Raw genomic sequence first — 16,792 nt, 5'->3', positions numbered from 1 at the left:
CCGCCATAATGACGGGGGCATTTAAACTTGCGAACAAAGAAGGATAAAATGCATTTTCCTCTTTGTCTTATTAGCTAAAAATCAGCATGTGAATTAGATTACGCTTGTTTATGTTGCGCCGCCGGTGACACAAATTTATCACACAAAATTGCAACCACTAACACAACAATTGTTGGCAATACCCATACTAAATCTTGCTTATACAGTGGCATTGCTGTCATCCACTCAGGGATATACACTTTTAAGTGATCAGAGGCTTTAACTGCGCCAATTAAACCAACAACAAAACTAACTAACATGGTTGGGGCAATAACCACGGTCGGATTCTTCCACCACTTCAGAGTAAAACTCAATAAAATCAAAACAATACATGGTGGATAAATAGAGACCAACACGGGGTATGAAAACGCAATTAGTTTACTTAAACCAAGGTTTGATATCACCATGGAGAAAACCCCTAGGATCAAAACTAATTTACGATAAGAAATAGATACATAGCGGCTAAAAAATTCTGCACATGCACAGGTTAAACCAACCGCAGTAACCATACACGCCACAAAAATTAATACAGCTAAGAAGAAACTGCCATAGTTACCGAAAGTGTATTGTACATATGTATGCAGAATATCTGCACCATCTGCTGGGTTAGGGATTAAAGAACCGCTATTTTCGCCCAGTTTAAATAAGGATAAATAAACCAGCGTTAATAATACCCCAGCAATTAAACCTGCCCACATCGTATAACGCGTCAATAACGAAGAGTTTTCAATCCCCCTTGAGCGGGCGGCATTAACAATGACAATACCAAATACCATGGCACCAAGAGTATCCATGGTCAAATAACCATTAATGAAACCATTGGAGAAAGCCATTTCACGGTAATCTACCGTTGAAGGGATTGGGTCGCCTGCAGGCCACATTACCGCAGCCACGCCTAAAATAGCTAAAGCAAGCATTTTTACAGGGGCCAAGATGTGCCCTACGCTATCTAGTAATTTACCCGGATACAGTGAAATACCAATAACTAAGACAAAGTACACTAGGCTGTAGATCAGTAACAACATGTCAGATTCACCACCAAATAATGGTGCGATACCGACTTTATAGGACACTGTTGCCGTTCTTGGTGTAGCGAAAAGAGGGCCGACAGATAGATAAGCAATAACCGCGAGTAGTAACCCTGCCGTTTTCCCCACTGGGGTACTAAGGGCTTCAATCCCCCCACCCACTTTAGCAAGGGCAATAACGGTTAAAACGGGTAGACCGACACCTGTAACAAGAAACCCAAGTGCTGCCGTCCAAACTTGTTCCCCTGCCTGCAAACCAACCATAGGCGGGAAGATAATATTCCCAGCCCCAACAAATAACGCAAAGGTCATAAAACCTAATGCGATGATATCTCTAGATGATAAACGATGAGCCATATTATGTTAATTTTTAGTGACGAAAATAGAAAGTTATGGGTTTACACTTAGCAACCCTTTGAAATATATATAGCGAGATAGAATTCTGAGAAACATACTATTAACAATACAAAAAGGTATGTTCTTTTGCATTTGACAAAATGAAAAATTAATAAACAGAAAAATTCGCCAATAACTGACAACAAGTAGAACTTTTATAGGGCAAAAAGGCAATAGCAAACGTGAAAACAAGAGTAAATCACTAAACTAATTTTCAGAACCAGTGATTCCTTTCAGTAAAATCACAATCCCCGTTATATGATTTGCTCGAAAAATAAACAACCCATCATTTTGTCACCCCCATATTTCGATAATTTTCAGGATATATTTTTTCAAAATGAACAGTTGGTGGGATAAAATATAAAAAAAATGAATTAATAGAATTAATCAATCGATTAATAAAAAGAATCCACTTTATTAATATTTTGATTCTATTAATAAAGTGGAGTTATTTATGACTTTTTAAGGTTTTTATCATCAACAATTAACACCGTTGGTAAAGTAAATGAAAATTCACTCCCTTTACCAATCTGGCTAGTCACCACTAATTGGCTACTATGATGTTGAACCGCATGTTTGACGATAGCTAACCCAAGACCTGTCCCACCGCCGCCTTGCCGTGAACGCGCTTTATCTACCCGATAAAACCGCTCAGTGAGGCGTGGAATATGTTCTGCAGGGATACCTGGGCCATTGTCCCTCACGCTAAAACGTGCACCACTATAATTTCTTTGCCAATCAACCCAAATCTTTGACCCTTCCGGTGTATGACTTATTGCGTTATACACTAAGTTTGCAACCGCGCTACGTAACTGCTCTTCATTGCCATGAACCCGCAGTTTTTCATCAATATTAAACACAAACTGATGACGCCCCTGACTTAAACTCAGAGCTTCTTGCTCAATCATTTTGAGAATCAATGGGATATTAACTTGTTCATCAAGGTTGATTTGTGGGGCAATTTCAATACGGGATAACTGCAACAGTTGCTTAACTAAATTATCCATCCGCTGCGTTTGCTCTTGCATAACATGCAAGGCTTTTTTATTAACTGCAGATACCCCTTCTTGGTCATCCATCACTTCAAGATAACCCTGAATAACGGTAAGAGGAGTACGTAATTCATGGCTTACATTCGCAAAAAAATCCCTACGAGCCTTTTCCAAACGGCGTTTTTCTGTGACATCTCGTGCCACCATCAATAACTGCCCTTCGGTATAAGGTAAGATACGAAACTCAACAATCTCACCACTATTAAGCTCAATAGTTAGCGCTTGCTCGTAATTTTTAATGGAAAAATAACGGCTAAAATCAGGGTAACGCAACAAATTAAAAATATGTTGGCCATTATCTTCTGGCCAGCGAAAACCCAGTAAAGCTTGGGCGTGACGATTACACCAAAAAATCGTCCCTTCGGTTGTCATCATGACTACCGCATCAGGTAAGGATTCAGCACCACTTCGAAAACGTTTAATTAATTGGCCTAATTCACGACGGCGCTTACGGTTACGTTGCTGCATCTGGTAGATACCGTAAAAGATAGGCTCCCAACCTCCACGCCCTTCCGGTGGCAGCATACTTTTATCTAACCAGAGCCAATAGGAAAGTTTTAATAAATTATACCCATGCCAAACCAGCGCGGCCAGCAGTGATATCACCAATAGCCAAGGTAAGTGGCCAATAAAAACTGATAATATCAGTGCTGGTAAGATAAATAAAAACAGCCCTAAAATCAGCTGTTTAATGGATAAGCGTTCAAGCACGCATGCCTCTCTTTAGGTAGTTTTCAATAACGAACCGAGAAACGATAACCTGTACCGCGCACAGTTTGAACCATTTTATCATGCCCACCAATTTCCAACGCTTTTCGCAAACGCCGAATATGCACATCTACAGTTCTATCTTCCACATACACATTAGCCCCCCAGACATAATTCAATAACTGTTCACGGCTATATACACGCTCCGGGTGGGTCATAAAGAAATGTAAGAGCTTATACTCTGTCGGCCCCATATCAATAGGCGTCTCATTACTGGTCACACGATGGGAAGTTGGATCTAGCGTTAACCCATTCATTTCAATAATATCTTCTGTTGCCATTGGTGAAATGCGACGTAAAATCGCCTTCACTCGGGCAATTAATTCTTTTGGGGAAAACGGCTTAATCAAATAGTCATCAGCGCCAACTTCTAAACCTTTTACGCGATCTTCCTCTTCTCCCCGAGCCGTCAACATCATGACTGGAACATCACGCGTGGCGCTATCACGCTTCATGTGTTTAATCACTTGGATACCAGAACCACCGGGGATCATCCAATCAAGTAATACTAAATCAGGTAAAGGGTCAACCATCTGAGCGATGGCACTGTCATAATCATCAGCTTCAATAGGCTGAAAACCATTCTGTTCTAACACAAAACAAACCATTTCTCGGATGGGCGCTTCATCTTCAACAACTAGAATGCGTCTTGCCATGATTGTTCCTGTAAACTAAGAAGACATTTTTAATGTGAACGCATTATGCGTCACTTTTATGACAGAATTATGAATATCAATCTATATAGTACACATTCCTCTATATTTTAGCGGTTAAATGTCATCTAAGTGAAATATTTCCGCAATAGATGAGAAATTAATTGACTTTCCCCTATGAATTAGCGGGATCAGGTATACTGATTTGTAGAATATTCATAGCTCTTAATGATGATAGGAACTGATTACTCATGCGCATTATTCATACTTCTGACTGGCACCTTGGTCAGTACTTTTTTACCAAAAGCCGTGCGCCTGAGCACCAACACTTCTTAAATTGGCTCGTTGAACAAGTCGAATTATACCAAGTTGATGCCATCATTGTTGCTGGCGATATTTTTGATACAGGCTCACCACCAAGCTATGCACGTGAGTTATACAATAAGTTTATTGTTAATTTGCAAAAAACAGGGTGCCAATTAGTGATATTAAGTGGCAACCACGATTCCGTCTCTGTGCTCAATGAGTCTAGCGCATTGCTTAGCTATCTTAATACTCACGTTATAACTTCAAGTAGTGAACCCAATGTTATTACCTTGTACGATAAACAGTCACAGCCAGCCGCTTTAGTGTGTGCAATTCCATTTCTGCGACCACGCGATATTCAACTAAGTATTGCGGGGCAAAGTATTGAAGAAAAACAACAATCATTGCAAACAGCGATCCATAACCATTACCAAGTCAGTTATCAACTAGCCCTTGAACAGCGTACAACAATGGGGTTAGATCTTCCTATTATCGCAACAGGGCACCTAACCGTTGTCGGTGCCGCTTTAACGGATTCTGTTCGTGATATTTATATCGGTACTTTAGATGCTTTCCCATCTGGGGCATTTCCCCCCGCAGATTATATCGCTCTTGGGCATATTCATCGCCCTCAGGTTATTGGCGGGAACCAACATATTCGTTACTGTGGTTCCCCCATCGCACTAAGTTTTGATGAGACATCCCAGCAAAAAAGTATTTGTTTGGTCGAATTCAATGGCGCTAAACTCACTCAAATCACACAACTAGAAATCCCTATTATTCAACCACTGCAAAGCATTAAAGGGTCATTAAAAGACATAGAAAAACAACTCGAAGCATGGGGAAATTACCAAGGCGATAAGCCCGTTTGGCTAGATATCGAGGTCGCTTCCCAAGATTACCTTGCTGATATTCAACAACGTATTGAATCTCTAACACACAACCTACCCGTTGAAATTGTTTTGCTACGTCGCGCTCGTAAACTACGACAAGGGCAATCAACCACTTTAGCTAATGAAACTCTGAGTGAACTCAGTGTCGAGGACGTTTTCTTACGTCGTCTGGCTGAAGGGGAATTAGACGACCCTGAACGTGAGCAGCGTCTTATCCAACTATTTAAACAATCTTACGACGCATTACGCCAAGAGTAGCAAGGAGCAATATGAAAATTTTAAGTTTACGCCTAAAAAATATTAACTCCCTCAAAGGTGAATGGAAAATCGACTTTACCCAAGAGCCTTTTGCTAGCAATGGGTTATTTGCGATCACCGGCGCAACAGGTGCAGGTAAAACCACCCTACTTGATGCAATTTGCTTAGCTTTATACCATCGAACTCCTCGCTTAAAGACCATTTCTAACTCACAAAATGAGCTAATGACCCGTCATACTGGAGAGTGCCTAACAGAGGTCGAGTTTGAGGTAAAAGGCAAAGCTTATCGTGCCTTTTGGAGCCAACGGCGGGCAGGAGGCAAACCCGATGGGAATCTACAACAACCAAAAGCAGAACTCGCTACCGTTGCTGACAACCAAATACTGACAGTAAAAATAACTGAAATAAAAGATTTAATCGCCCAAATTACAGGCCTAGATTATGAACGCTTTACTAAATCTATATTGCTCTCCCAAGGGGATTTTGCCGCCTTTTTAAACGCATCTGAAAAAGAACGAGCCGACTTACTCGAAGAAATTACTGGCACTGAAATCTATAGCCAAATCTCGATATATATTTTTAATCAACATAAGCAAGCCAAAATTGATTTAGACCTACTGAAAGCTAAAGCTCAAGCTATTAATTTACTTAGCGAATCTGAACATCAATCACTGCTAGAAAAACAAACAGGGCTATTACAACAAGAAACGCAACTCAAACAAAAGCGTGACCACCACCAGCAAGCCATTAATTGGTGGAAGCAATTCCATCAGCTCACTCAACGAATGCAATCATTAGACAGCGAATTAAAAAATGCTGAGTTGGCGCTAGAGAATGCACAACCCCAATTGAAAAAATTAGCTGACAATAGCCCAGCAGAGCTTCTTCGCCCCTTATGGCAAGATATCGAGCGCCAACAGCAACTACTCACTGAACAAATGGAGAAACAAACTCGCCTGCATAATGCCTTAACGATAAAACAAGGTGAACGAACCCCTGTTCAACAAAAATTAATACAAGCCCAAAATGATTATCAACAACATATTAATTTCACGAAACAACAGCACCAACTCATTGAGGAAATTGTTCGCCCACTTGACAATCAAATTGCGCAATTAAAGCAGCAACAGGTTGAATTTACTAAACAAATAACAGAGCAGCAAGCTTCTTTTACGCTGAAGCAACAACAAGTCATTGAAGCGCAAAATCATATTCAAAGCGCAACCCAAGAATTAGCGCAGTTGCATATATTTTTAGAAGAAAAACATAAAGATGCCGACATTCATACGCAAATAGGTAGTTGGAAACAACAGAGCCAGTTTGTCTTTGAATTAGCCGACAAACGGGCTAATTTAACTCAAAAACAACAAACGCTCGCACATGAAACTCAGCAATTACAAAAAAACAACCAACAGCACTCACAACAACTAACCCAAAAACGTGCCGAACTAGAACAACACACGGCGGTATTTCGTCAATTAGAAGAACGCTACAAAAATAGCAAACAAGAACAAGACATTAAGGTTAACACTCAACGCATTGAGCAAATACAGAACCGCCTACAACACGCTAAGTTGCTGCCATTAATGTTATCCCAATACCTCGCAACTCAGGCACAGTTCCAGCAACACCACCTACAGCAAGCTGAAATAGCACAAGCTCTCGCTCAATCTGAAAAAGAGCTAGATATAACCAAGGTAAAAATTAATGAGTTAACCCCACTCATTAAACTAACAAATGAAAAGTTGCAGCTAGAGCGGAAAATTGTCAGTTTAGAAAATGAACGCCAACACCTTATCGCCGGTGAACCTTGCCCATTATGTGGAGCAACTGAACACCCAGCAGTCGATAAATATAAATCTATTCATCTGAGCGAAACACAAAGCCAGTTGAACGAGTTAACCGAAAAACTGGATAACCTCAAACAACACCATGCTGGGCTGGTATCATTATTAGCAACACAAAACCAACGCCAAAGCGAAAACATACAGCAACAGCAGAAAGTTAAAACGCAATTAGAAGAACTTACTCACCATTGGCAAAAAACATGTGAGCAAGCACTTACACCAAAACTTGCTCAGAACGAACAATCCGTAACCAAATTAATTGATGAGTTGACTTGCCAACTGGCCTCCCAACAAAAAATCGTTGCCGATTTTGCGACGTTGGAACACGAATACCAACAAGCAAAACACCAGCAACATGAACTACAAGCCAGTTTTAACCAATTACAGGCTGACCAATTATTAATCGAGGAACGCCTGAAATACCAAACACAGTTATTTGATGAAACCCAAAAAGAACAATGCCAGATACAACAGCGCGAACGCGAACAAATAGGTCAACTACAATTAGCATTAGCCCCTTTTGACCTCAACTTACCGGAAAGCGAAACATTTGATACATGGCTAACTGAAGTCACTCAACGGGGTGAGTTTTTTAATACTCAAAAAATGTTGGCACAAACACTCAGCCAACAAATTGATGTTAGTAATGCGACATTACAATCAGAGTCCAACCAGCTAAACAAGCTTAACCAACAGCTCGATAACGATAAACATCAATTAAAACGCATTGAAATCGATTTAGAACAGAAATCTACTTTGCGAAAAACACACCTTTCAGGGCTCCCTGTGAGTCAATATATTCAGCGATTGAATACAAAACAGGAAATGCTTTCCCAAGCACAGGAAGCACTGCATAAGCAACTCAATGAGATTGATAATGCAATTTCTGTAATGAATGGAAGTTACCAAGAATTAATTGAAATAACCCGTAAGACCACCACTGCGCGGGATCAGGCTGAGTTGCAATTCACACAAGCGCTGGAGAACAGCCCATTTAGCAGCCAACAAAAATTCCTCGATGCTTTATTAACCTCAGAGGAAAAACAACTGTTAGAAGAATTAAAGCAACGCGTCAATCAAAACCTTTTACAAAATCAAACACGCCATAAAGAATGCCAACTCGCGATAGAAGCGCTAAAGCAACAAGTGATTACGGGTTTTTCTGATATCCCTGAAGAGCAAATACACACCACTATTATTGCTCTTGATGAAGAAATTAAACAGTTAAACCAAGAACAAGGTCAAATTATTAACCAGTTAGGGATGGACAAGCAACTACGCCAGCAGCAGCAAGGTTTGCTACAGGAAATAGAAAAAAGCCAATTAAGCTATGATGATTGGAGCTACTTAAGTGGGCTGATTGGTTCCGCCGAAGGGGATAAATTCCGTCGTTATGCACAAGGGTTGACTTTAGACTGTTTAGTGTCTCTTGCTAATCAACAACTTGATAAACTACATGGCCGCTATTTATTACAGCGGAATCATCAGTCTAACCTTGAGTTGCAAGTCATCGATGGCTGGCAAGCTGATACCGTGAGGGATATTAAAACCTTATCTGGAGGGGAAAGTTTCTTAGTCAGTTTAGCGTTAGCACTAGCGTTATCGGACATGGTGAGTAACCGCACACAATTAGAATCACTCTTTTTAGATGAAGGCTTTGGCACTTTAGATGCTGAAACCTTAGATATTGCTCTTGATGCATTAGAAAGTTTAAACGCATCTGGTAAAACCATCGGTGTAATTAGCCATATTGAAGCAATGAAAGAACGCATTCCCGTTCAAATTGCAGTAAAAAAGGCCAATGGGCTTGGCTTTAGCGAACTCCCTGCACAGTACCGGGTAAATTGACTGCCTTTATGATAGTGAGTACACACTTAATTTGTTGAAATCCTAGGCTAAGCCATACAGAGAGAGCATGACAAAACAATTAACCATAGTATCAGCTTATTGGTTGTAACAACGAGCAATAAGCTGACCTTAAATTTGCTAAACCAACAAAACTGTACCACACTGAATGAGTCAAAAAATATATCAATGATAACTTTGGTGGCTCAAAATTTTAAATGACCAAAGGCCTTAACTAGCTAGATTGAGCTTAATTATTTATCACTTTACCTAGTGGGGTCTTACGCCACCCCATTGGGTTTTTCTTTTGAACTTATATATTATTGATGGTCTTTCTACTCTCTCAATTTTTTTCTTTTAATTTAATTTATTTTTCCTATTTATATTCCATAATATTCCTACGATCAACAAAAACAACACCTAATCAATTGATATTATTGAAAATAATAATATTTAAAACTTAAATCAAAATTTTGAACCTTATCGTTAAATTTTTTTTCTATGATTTTATCTCTAGCCCGTTATAGTAATAACCATTGAAACAAACTACGGCTTCTTAAATTTATTCCATAATAATGCCGTGCGCTAATGAAAAGCTAGGAGACCAAAATGTCTAATGCATTTATCGAAATGATTAAAAATCGCCGTACTATTTATAACCTTGGCGATGCTTTGCCGGTGTCTGAAGAGCATGTTACAAAATTGATTAAAGAAGCAGTAAAACATTCTCCATCATCCTTTAACTCCCAAACTTCACGTGTTGTGATTTTATTTGGTGCGGAACATAAAAAATTATGGAACATAACTAAAGAAGCATTACGTAAAATTGTTCCTGAACAAGCTTTTGCTGCAACAGAACAAAAAATTGATAGTTTTGCTGCTGGTGCGGGGTCGGTTCTTTTCTTCGAAGATCAAGATATTGTGACTGGTTTACAAGAACAATTCCCATTATATGCAGATAATTTCCCCATTTGGTCTGAACAAGCTAGCGGTATAGCACAATTTGCAGTATGGACGGCATTATCACAAGAAAATATTGGTGCTTCATTACAACACTACAACCCGTTAATTGATAATGATGTGCAAAAAACGTGGAATGTGCCAGCTAACTGGATATTACGTGCACAACTTGTTTTTGGCTCAATTAATGCGCCGGCTGGTGATAAAGACTTTATGGCTGACGAAGTGCGTTTTAAAGTTTTCAAATAATATACAAAACTTTCAAATAACCTTCCTACTGCATATTTTTGTGGGAAGGTTATTTTTCAATCTAATTTAAGTTAATACATTTTCGTCATCATCAGGGATACCTAATAATTCTAAATGTGTCAAAAATATTAAATGGCAACTTAATCCAAACTAACTAGATTTATCAATGATTATTGAAAAACTATTAATAACATTTAACTAAAAGATACATTTTCAATTCTACTCTCCTCCTTCATCTTTCATTGCCTTTTAACCCCCAATTAGAATGAAATACAAAAACACGTAATTATCAATCACATATAAAATTCAATAAAAAAACATTCAATATATTCTCATTTTTTATTTTGCATTGCCGATATTTGAACTACACTGAAATAAGAACACAAAAGCACTAATAATAGTGGCTTGTGTTATTAAGGGGGGTGGACTATGAAATGTTTATCTTTGCTAACATCTGCTATTGCTATAATCCTTTCAAGTTTTTCTTTCACCTATGCTAGTAATAATTATTCAGGAGGTGCAATTACATTTACAGGCTATGTCTATGAACCTCAATGCTCTATAAATATGGAAAGTAAAGAGCAAGTCAATATTAAGTGTTATCGAAAAGGAAAAGATATATCAATAACAGGTTCTTTACGTGGAGGCAAAACTGTAGAGTCTGATTATGTTAAAGTCGAATATGACAAAAATACAAAACTACCGATGTTGAATGTTTTTTATGAATAATTTATTTTTAATATTAAAATAGCTCGGAATATTTAATTTAAATACAGTCATAATATTCCGAGCATTATTTATCCAAAATAACAAGTTTGTAAGACTCATTTTATCTAGCAACACTTCAAGCATATTATCTCTATATTAACCAATTTATAAATATAAAAAAGCCCACCAAACGGTAGGCTTAAACTCAGATAACTACTTGAATAATTACTTAGCTGTTAAATCAACTTGGTAAATAGCAAAGCCAATCTCATCAGTACCAACCTGTTTCATTGGGTACTGAGCATTTTCTTTGATAAAGTTTGCTGCTTTTTCACTTGGCGCAGTTTCAAAACGTACATCCAGCTTTTTGTCTGTTTTAATTGGTGTAAATGACCAATTATTAGCCGCCTTGGTAGCGATTTGCCCTTTATCTTTAGACTCTTTAGCGATATATGCAGCTAAAATAGAACGGTTTTCATCAGGGGAAGCAAATGCAATATTATTCTCACCTGTTCCCGCAAATTTACCGCCGTAGCCACGATAGTTATTCGTTGCCACTAAGAAAGTTGCTTTAGGATCAATTGGTTTACCTTGATAGGTTACATTTTTGATTCGGTTAGCATCTTTATTAATCGTTTGGCAATCAACATCATATTTTGCAGGCTGCGTCAGGTCGATTTGGTAATTTACACCGCTGATAGTATCAAAATTATAAGTTCTGAAACCATTCCAATTTAGTAAGCTTTGTGGTGCTGTTGATTGTGGGTCAATTTGATTAAACATCCCCGCAGAACATTCTAACCATTCCACAACATCTGCACCAGTTGCTTTAACAACAACAAGTGTGTTCGGATATAAATATAAATCTGCCGCATTACGGAAGGTTAAATCCCCTTTTTCAACTTCAATAAACTCAGTTGGAGAATTTTTACGTCCACCCGCTTTAAATGGTGCAGCAGCTGCTAAAACAGGTAAATCAGCAAGGTCTGGGTCACCCTGAATAAAGTTTTTGGTGTAATCAACTTGGGCATCGTTAACAATTTGTACAGTTGGGTCACTTTGAACCAACGCTAAATAGCTGTACATATTTTCAGATGCTTTACCGATGTGTTTACCAACAAATTTACGCGTATCTTGGTGTTCTTTATCGATAATTTTAGCGAGAGATTCATCTCGCTCAACAAGGGCTTTCTTATTAGGCTTATCATAAACAGGGCGCGCGTGAGCTGTCGCATCGACAACTTTCCAACCGCCATCATCATTATTTACGACTAAATCAACGACACCTAAATGATCGCCCCATTGACCTGGCATTACCGCAGGTACACCATTGACTGTACCTTTTGTAACGTCAACACCTTTAATATCGCTAAAGTCTTTGCTTGGGAATACACCGTGTGAATGGCCAAACATGATGGCATCGATACCTGGAACTTCACTGAGGTAATACACTGAGTTTTCAGCCATTGCTTTATAAGGCTCTTGAGAGAAGCCTGAGTGAGGAATAGCAACGACTAAATCGGCTCCCTCTTTTTTCATTTGAGGAACAAATTTTTTCGCAGTTTCAGTGATATCATTCACTAAAACCTTACCTTCTAGATTTGGCTTATCCCAAATTAGAATTTGTGGTGGTACAAAGCCGATGTAACCAATTTTGATGGTGTGTGTTTTACCATCCCTATCTTTAACAGGTGTATCAACAATAATGTATGGGTTAAAGTAATTTTCACCTGTTTTTGCATCAATAATATTCGCATTGATGTATGGGAATTTAGCACCTTTAATTGCTTTATGCAGGAAATCTAATCCAAAGTTGAATTCGTGGTTACCAAAATTACCTACTGTGTAACCCATCGTATTTAATAGTTTATGTGCCGGATGCGACTCACCCTCTTTTAAACCTTCGCCAACAATATAGTCAGCCAGTGGACTACCTTGGATTAAGTCTCCGTTATCGACTAATACAGAGTTTGTTGCTTCTTTTTTTGCGGCATTAATCAGTGTTGCCGTACGTACATATCCAAACTGTTCGGTTGGCTTGTCTCTATAATAATCAAAATCAATCAAGTTACTGTGAACATCTGATGTTTCCATCACTCGTAAATCAACCGTTGCGGCATTCGCATTAAATGCGACTAGCATAGCAAGCGTTGAAAGCTTCAATACTTTATTCATGTAATCCCCTTCGTTGCCATTACTGAGAGAAAATCGCCTCTCAAATTTGTATTTTCATCCCGCGCTATTGAACAATTAACAAACAAAAATAGCGTTAAAAATTTACACTATGTGCATAGCATCAATCTTTAATGATAATACACTGCAAACAGTAACCATTTTTTGTGACTAAATCACGGTTTTCATCTTTTTATCAAGCCTGATTTTTATATCGGTCACAAAAATGAATTAATAGTGACAAATTCACATCAAATAATTGAAGTTATTTTGCTGAATCTATTTTTTGAAGAGAAAGAGAACTGTGATTTAAATCACTCCCTATTTTCTATACATAATAGGCATTAAAATATTATTAAATTTGATAAATAAAATAATTAGCCATGTTACCTACGTGACTTAATAAGTATCACAACTTAAATAGTATTTTAATTAACCTAAATTTAATTTAAGTAATATAAAAACTATTTAAATACTGAATTATAATTAATCCTCTAAATTATTTGCTGAAATTTTGCTTTATCGTTAGGCGACAAAAGAGGATAACGTGGGCCATATACTAATGTATATGGCCCGATTCGCAGAGTGTAGCCAATAACACATATTGGAATTAGGCGGAAAATAGCCATGCAGCACCGCGCACGCCACTAGAATCGCCATGCGCGGCTTTACGAATTGGTGTATCGAACTCCCGACCAAATACCCACTGGCGTATTTTTTCAGGCAAATTGACATACAACGCATCCACGTTGCTCATCCCCCCACCTAGCACAATAACATCAGGGTCTAACATGTTAACAGCTTGAGCCAAGGCTTTCGCGAGGCGATTCTGGTAATTTTCAAATGCTTTGATGGCGTGCTTGTTACCATTTTGCGCCAACTGAATAATTTCTATTCCAGTCTTAGATTCTCCTGCTAACTTTTTATAATCAGCGATAAACCCCGTCCCTGAAACAAACTGCTCTGTACAGCCATTTAGCCCACAATAACAATGCTCTTCAGCAATAAATAGCCTATCTTGGTCATCTTGCCAAGGTAGAGGATTATGCCCCCACTCCCCAGCTACACCATTGCCGCCAGAGTGAACTTGCCCATTGATTGCCACCCCTGCACCACACCCCGTACCAATAATCACCGCAAAAACAACTTTTCCGCCAGCTCCAGCCCCATCAATCGCTTCTGATACCGCTAAACAATTCGCATCATTAGCAATTTTAACGGGTCGTCCTAGTAATTGACCTAAATCTGCATCAAAAAATTGACCATTTAACCATGTTGAATTGGCATTTTTAACCCTTCCTGTCACGGGGGATAATGTTCCTGGGATCCCAACGCCAACGCTCCCTGACTGCCCTGTCGCAGTTTCCGCATCACTCACTAAACTTGCAATGGCCCTAAGTGTCGCATCATAATCCCCCCTAGGAGTAGGGACCCGCTTACGAAATAGCGTTTCACCGTTATTATCTAGTGCAATCACTTCAATTTTTGTACCACCAAGGTCAATACCTATTCTCATAATGATGCTCTCTAATGTTTTTTTCATTTATCTGGTTATCATGGCTTGTCTTCATCAATATTTTCAAGGCTTAGACATTAAAATTGTGGACGACAAAGCCTAAACACATTTTTTTTCGCTTAATAACGGACAATTCGCTATCATAGCCCCTTGCTCTAATTGGCTATTTATTAACAAAGGTAGGTTTTTCATGTGGTTCAAGAATATATTAGTCTATCGCCTGAATCGGGATTTGGCACTCTCCGCTGATGATCTGGAAAAACAGCTTGCCTCACTTGCCTATCACCCTTGTGGCAGCCAAGATATGATGCAAACAGGCTGGGTAGCACCGATGAATGGCGCAGACGCCTTGACCCATGTAGCAGGCAATCAAATTCTCATTTGTGCAAAAAAAGAAGAAAAAATACTGCCATCTCCTGTAATTAAGCAAGAAGTACAGGATAAAATTGAAAAACTAGAAGCAGACCAAGGCCGCAAATTAAAGAAAACAGAAAAAGACGCCTTAAAAGATGAAGTCGTGCATACTCTGCTTCCCCGTGCATTCAGTAAGTTTAGCAAAACCTATATTTGGATCGACACCGTCAATCAATTAATTATTGTTGATGCCGCCAGTGCAAAACGTGCAGAAGACAACCTTGCTTTGTTACGTAAAAGCTTAGGGTCTTTACCCGTAGTTCCACTTACATTTAAAGACCCAATAGAACTCACACTAACCGAATGGGTTCGTTCTGGCTCATTACCACAAGGTTTCGCGGTAATGGATGAAGCAGAACTTAAAGCCATCCTAGAAGAAGGCGGAATTATCCGTTGTAAAAAACAAGATTTAATTTCTGATGAAATTACAACTCATATCGAAGCGGGCAAATTAGTCACTAAGTTAGCGTTAGATTGGGAAGAAAGAATTCAGTTTATGTTATCTGATGATGGCTCACTAAAAAGGTTAAAATTTAGCGATACATTAAAAGGTCAAAACGATGATATTGCGAAAGAAGATTTCGCCCAAAAATTTGATGCGGACTATGTGTTAATGACCGGCGAACTTAGCGCTTTGATCGCCCGTTTAATTGATGTGTTAGGTGGCGAAGCCGAGCACTAATTTTCCTTCAGGTTCCCTTTCATCTCACGGTGGCAACTTATTACCTAACTAAGTTGCCATTTCTTTTTAGACCCTGCTTACATAGCCACAATTAAGTCATTGACTGCTCACTCAATCTCTGGTTGATTAAATTACATCCACACTACCAATTTATTTGATACTTAGTTTGTTAAACAAAAATAATAAATAATAACCTCCATCATTGGAGCTATGGTCAATATTCTATCGAAGGAATTGTTATGAAAGAGCTCATCGAACCTGAAGTGGATGAAAATTCACTGGTCACCTTGCAAAAAATCACTGCTGATAATTTCTCTGAAATTTGCTTACTAAGTCATACCCTTAGTGAAGCACAACGTAATATGGTGGCAGATAATGCTTATTCTATGGTCGAAGCACAATTTTCTAGTTGTGCGTGGTACCGAGGAATTTACGCAGATGATGTCCCTGTTGGCTTTATCATGCTTCACTCTGGTTTAGATGATGATGAATTAGAATATGATGGCATTATGCTGTGGCGCTTTATGATTGCGGAACCCTATCAAAAACTAGGGTTTGGTCGCGAAGCATTACTTCAAGTCATTGCTTATCTAAAAAAGAAAGGCTATCCGCGCCTTTATAACAGTTGTGGCGAAGGGGAGGAAAGCCCATTCGAATTTTACAAAAAGCTCGGTTTTGTCCCTACAGGGGGATATATTGACGATGAGTGTGAATTAGTCCTTGATATTACAAATTGGCAAGAAGATTAACTGAACATCTGTCGATATTTTACTCATAAACCCATCTGCAATTTAAATATTTTAATAAATTGAATGGTAAGTCACTAATATACCTTAAATAATTTGTGCCGTAGCTAGGCGACAAGCGAACCGAACCCTAGGGGTATACAAAAGTATATGACTAGGGCTGTCGTTACAGTCGGCAGCGCCCCGGCGCAAAATATAACAATACCATTTGGATACCCTATATAATTCGGGTGGTAGCTAGCCGACAAGCGAACCGAACC

Annotated in this window: 11 protein-coding genes; 6 read left to right on the top strand and 5 right to left on the bottom strand. The window is 38.8% G+C overall.

Going from position 1 to position 16,792, the window contains the following annotated elements:
* Positions 1-98 precede the first annotated feature (98 nt).
* The 3 genes from brnQ to phoB form a co-directional block, all read right to left on the bottom strand.
* Positions 99-1,424 carry a branched-chain amino acid transport system II carrier protein gene (brnQ, locus tag RB151_RS03475; protein ID WP_048608400.1) on the bottom strand — a complete coding sequence of 442 codons (1,326 nt, stop codon included), beginning with the start codon at positions 1,422-1,424 and terminating at the stop codon, positions 99-101.
* Between the two features lie 491 nt (positions 1,425-1,915).
* Positions 1,916-3,226: a phosphate regulon sensor histidine kinase PhoR gene (phoR, locus tag RB151_RS03470; protein WP_042846957.1), complete on the bottom strand. Its 1,311-nt coding sequence runs from the start codon at positions 3,224-3,226 to the stop codon at positions 1,916-1,918.
* 23 nt (positions 3,227-3,249) lie between these two features.
* Positions 3,250-3,939 carry a phosphate regulon transcriptional regulator PhoB gene (gene phoB, locus RB151_RS03465; protein ID WP_042846958.1) on the bottom strand — a complete coding sequence of 230 codons (690 nt, stop codon included), beginning with the start codon at positions 3,937-3,939 and terminating at the stop codon, positions 3,250-3,252.
* Positions 3,940-4,187: 248 nt separating this feature from the next.
* On the opposite strand from phoB, the gene sbcD reads away from it, so the two are divergent.
* The 4 genes from sbcD (at position 4,188) to RB151_RS03445 (ending at position 11,023) form a co-directional block, all read left to right on the top strand.
* Positions 4,188-5,393 (top strand): exonuclease subunit SbcD, encoded by a 1,206-nt coding sequence (gene sbcD, locus RB151_RS03460; protein ID WP_042846959.1) that lies wholly within the window; start codon positions 4,188-4,190, stop codon positions 5,391-5,393.
* Between the two features lie 11 nt (positions 5,394-5,404).
* Positions 5,405-9,088, top strand: coding sequence for an SbcC/MukB-like Walker B domain-containing protein (locus tag RB151_RS03455; RefSeq protein WP_071547703.1), 3,684 nt, complete (start codon positions 5,405-5,407; stop codon positions 9,086-9,088).
* Between the two features lie 606 nt (positions 9,089-9,694).
* Complete coding sequence (locus tag RB151_RS03450) at positions 9,695-10,294, top strand: nitroreductase family protein (RefSeq protein WP_042846961.1); 600 nt, start codon at positions 9,695-9,697, stop codon at positions 10,292-10,294.
* Positions 10,295-10,723: 429 nt separating this feature from the next.
* Positions 10,724-11,023: a hypothetical protein gene (locus RB151_RS03445; RefSeq protein ID WP_048608407.1), complete on the top strand. Its 300-nt coding sequence runs from the start codon at positions 10,724-10,726 to the stop codon at positions 11,021-11,023.
* 204 nt (positions 11,024-11,227) lie between these two features.
* Here RB151_RS03445 and RB151_RS03440 read toward each other — a convergent pair whose 3' ends face one another.
* The gene (locus RB151_RS03440; RefSeq protein WP_042846963.1) at positions 11,228-13,177 is read right to left on the bottom strand and encodes a bifunctional 2',3'-cyclic-nucleotide 2'-phosphodiesterase/3'-nucleotidase; all 1,950 of its coding nucleotides are present in this window, start codon (positions 13,175-13,177) and stop codon (positions 11,228-11,230) included.
* A 607-nt stretch (positions 13,178-13,784) separates the two neighbouring features.
* Positions 13,785-14,690, bottom strand: a complete 906-nt coding sequence (mak, locus tag RB151_RS03435; RefSeq protein WP_042847028.1) for a fructokinase — start codon at positions 14,688-14,690, stop codon at positions 13,785-13,787.
* 190 nt (positions 14,691-14,880) lie between these two features.
* Between mak and rdgC the strand changes: the two genes are divergently transcribed.
* Together rdgC and RB151_RS03425 are read left to right on the top strand one after the other, a co-directional pair.
* A complete protein-coding gene (gene rdgC / locus RB151_RS03430) occupies positions 14,881-15,786 on the top strand; it encodes a recombination-associated protein RdgC (protein WP_071547702.1) in 906 nt (301 codons plus the stop codon).
* A 239-nt stretch (positions 15,787-16,025) separates the two neighbouring features.
* Positions 16,026-16,535 carry a GNAT family N-acetyltransferase gene (locus RB151_RS03425; RefSeq protein WP_042846965.1) on the top strand — a complete coding sequence of 170 codons (510 nt, stop codon included), beginning with the start codon at positions 16,026-16,028 and terminating at the stop codon, positions 16,533-16,535.
* Positions 16,536-16,792 lie beyond the last annotated feature (257 nt).

It is taken from the genome of Providencia rettgeri, assembly GCF_001874625.1.
Classification (GTDB): domain Bacteria; phylum Pseudomonadota; class Gammaproteobacteria; order Enterobacterales; family Enterobacteriaceae; genus Providencia; species Providencia huashanensis.
Note: the sequence above shows the minus strand (reverse complement) of the source record. Positions and strands in the feature narration are given on the sequence as shown.

Excerpts from the sequence above, each read along its gene's own strand:
- sbcD (WP_042846959.1), top strand. The coding sequence starts at position 4,188 with ATGCGCATTATTCATACTTCTGACTGGCACCTTGGTCAGTACTTTTTT.
- mak (WP_042847028.1), bottom strand. The coding sequence starts at position 14,690 with ATGAGAATAGGTATTGACCTTGGTGGTACAAAAATTGAAGTGATTGCA.
- brnQ (WP_048608400.1), bottom strand. The coding sequence starts at position 1,424 with ATGGCTCATCGTTTATCATCTAGAGATATCATCGCATTAGGTTTTATG.
- RB151_RS03440 (WP_042846963.1), bottom strand. The coding sequence starts at position 13,177 with ATGAATAAAGTATTGAAGCTTTCAACGCTTGCTATGCTAGTCGCATTT.
- RB151_RS03450 (WP_042846961.1), top strand. The coding sequence starts at position 9,695 with ATGTCTAATGCATTTATCGAAATGATTAAAAATCGCCGTACTATTTAT.
- RB151_RS03455 (WP_071547703.1), top strand. The coding sequence starts at position 5,405 with ATGAAAATTTTAAGTTTACGCCTAAAAAATATTAACTCCCTCAAAGGT.
- RB151_RS03425 (WP_042846965.1), top strand. The coding sequence starts at position 16,026 with ATGAAAGAGCTCATCGAACCTGAAGTGGATGAAAATTCACTGGTCACC.
- phoB (WP_042846958.1), bottom strand. The coding sequence starts at position 3,939 with ATGGCAAGACGCATTCTAGTTGTTGAAGATGAAGCGCCCATCCGAGAA.
- RB151_RS03445 (WP_048608407.1), top strand. The coding sequence starts at position 10,724 with ATGAAATGTTTATCTTTGCTAACATCTGCTATTGCTATAATCCTTTCA.
- rdgC (WP_071547702.1), top strand. The coding sequence starts at position 14,881 with ATGTGGTTCAAGAATATATTAGTCTATCGCCTGAATCGGGATTTGGCA.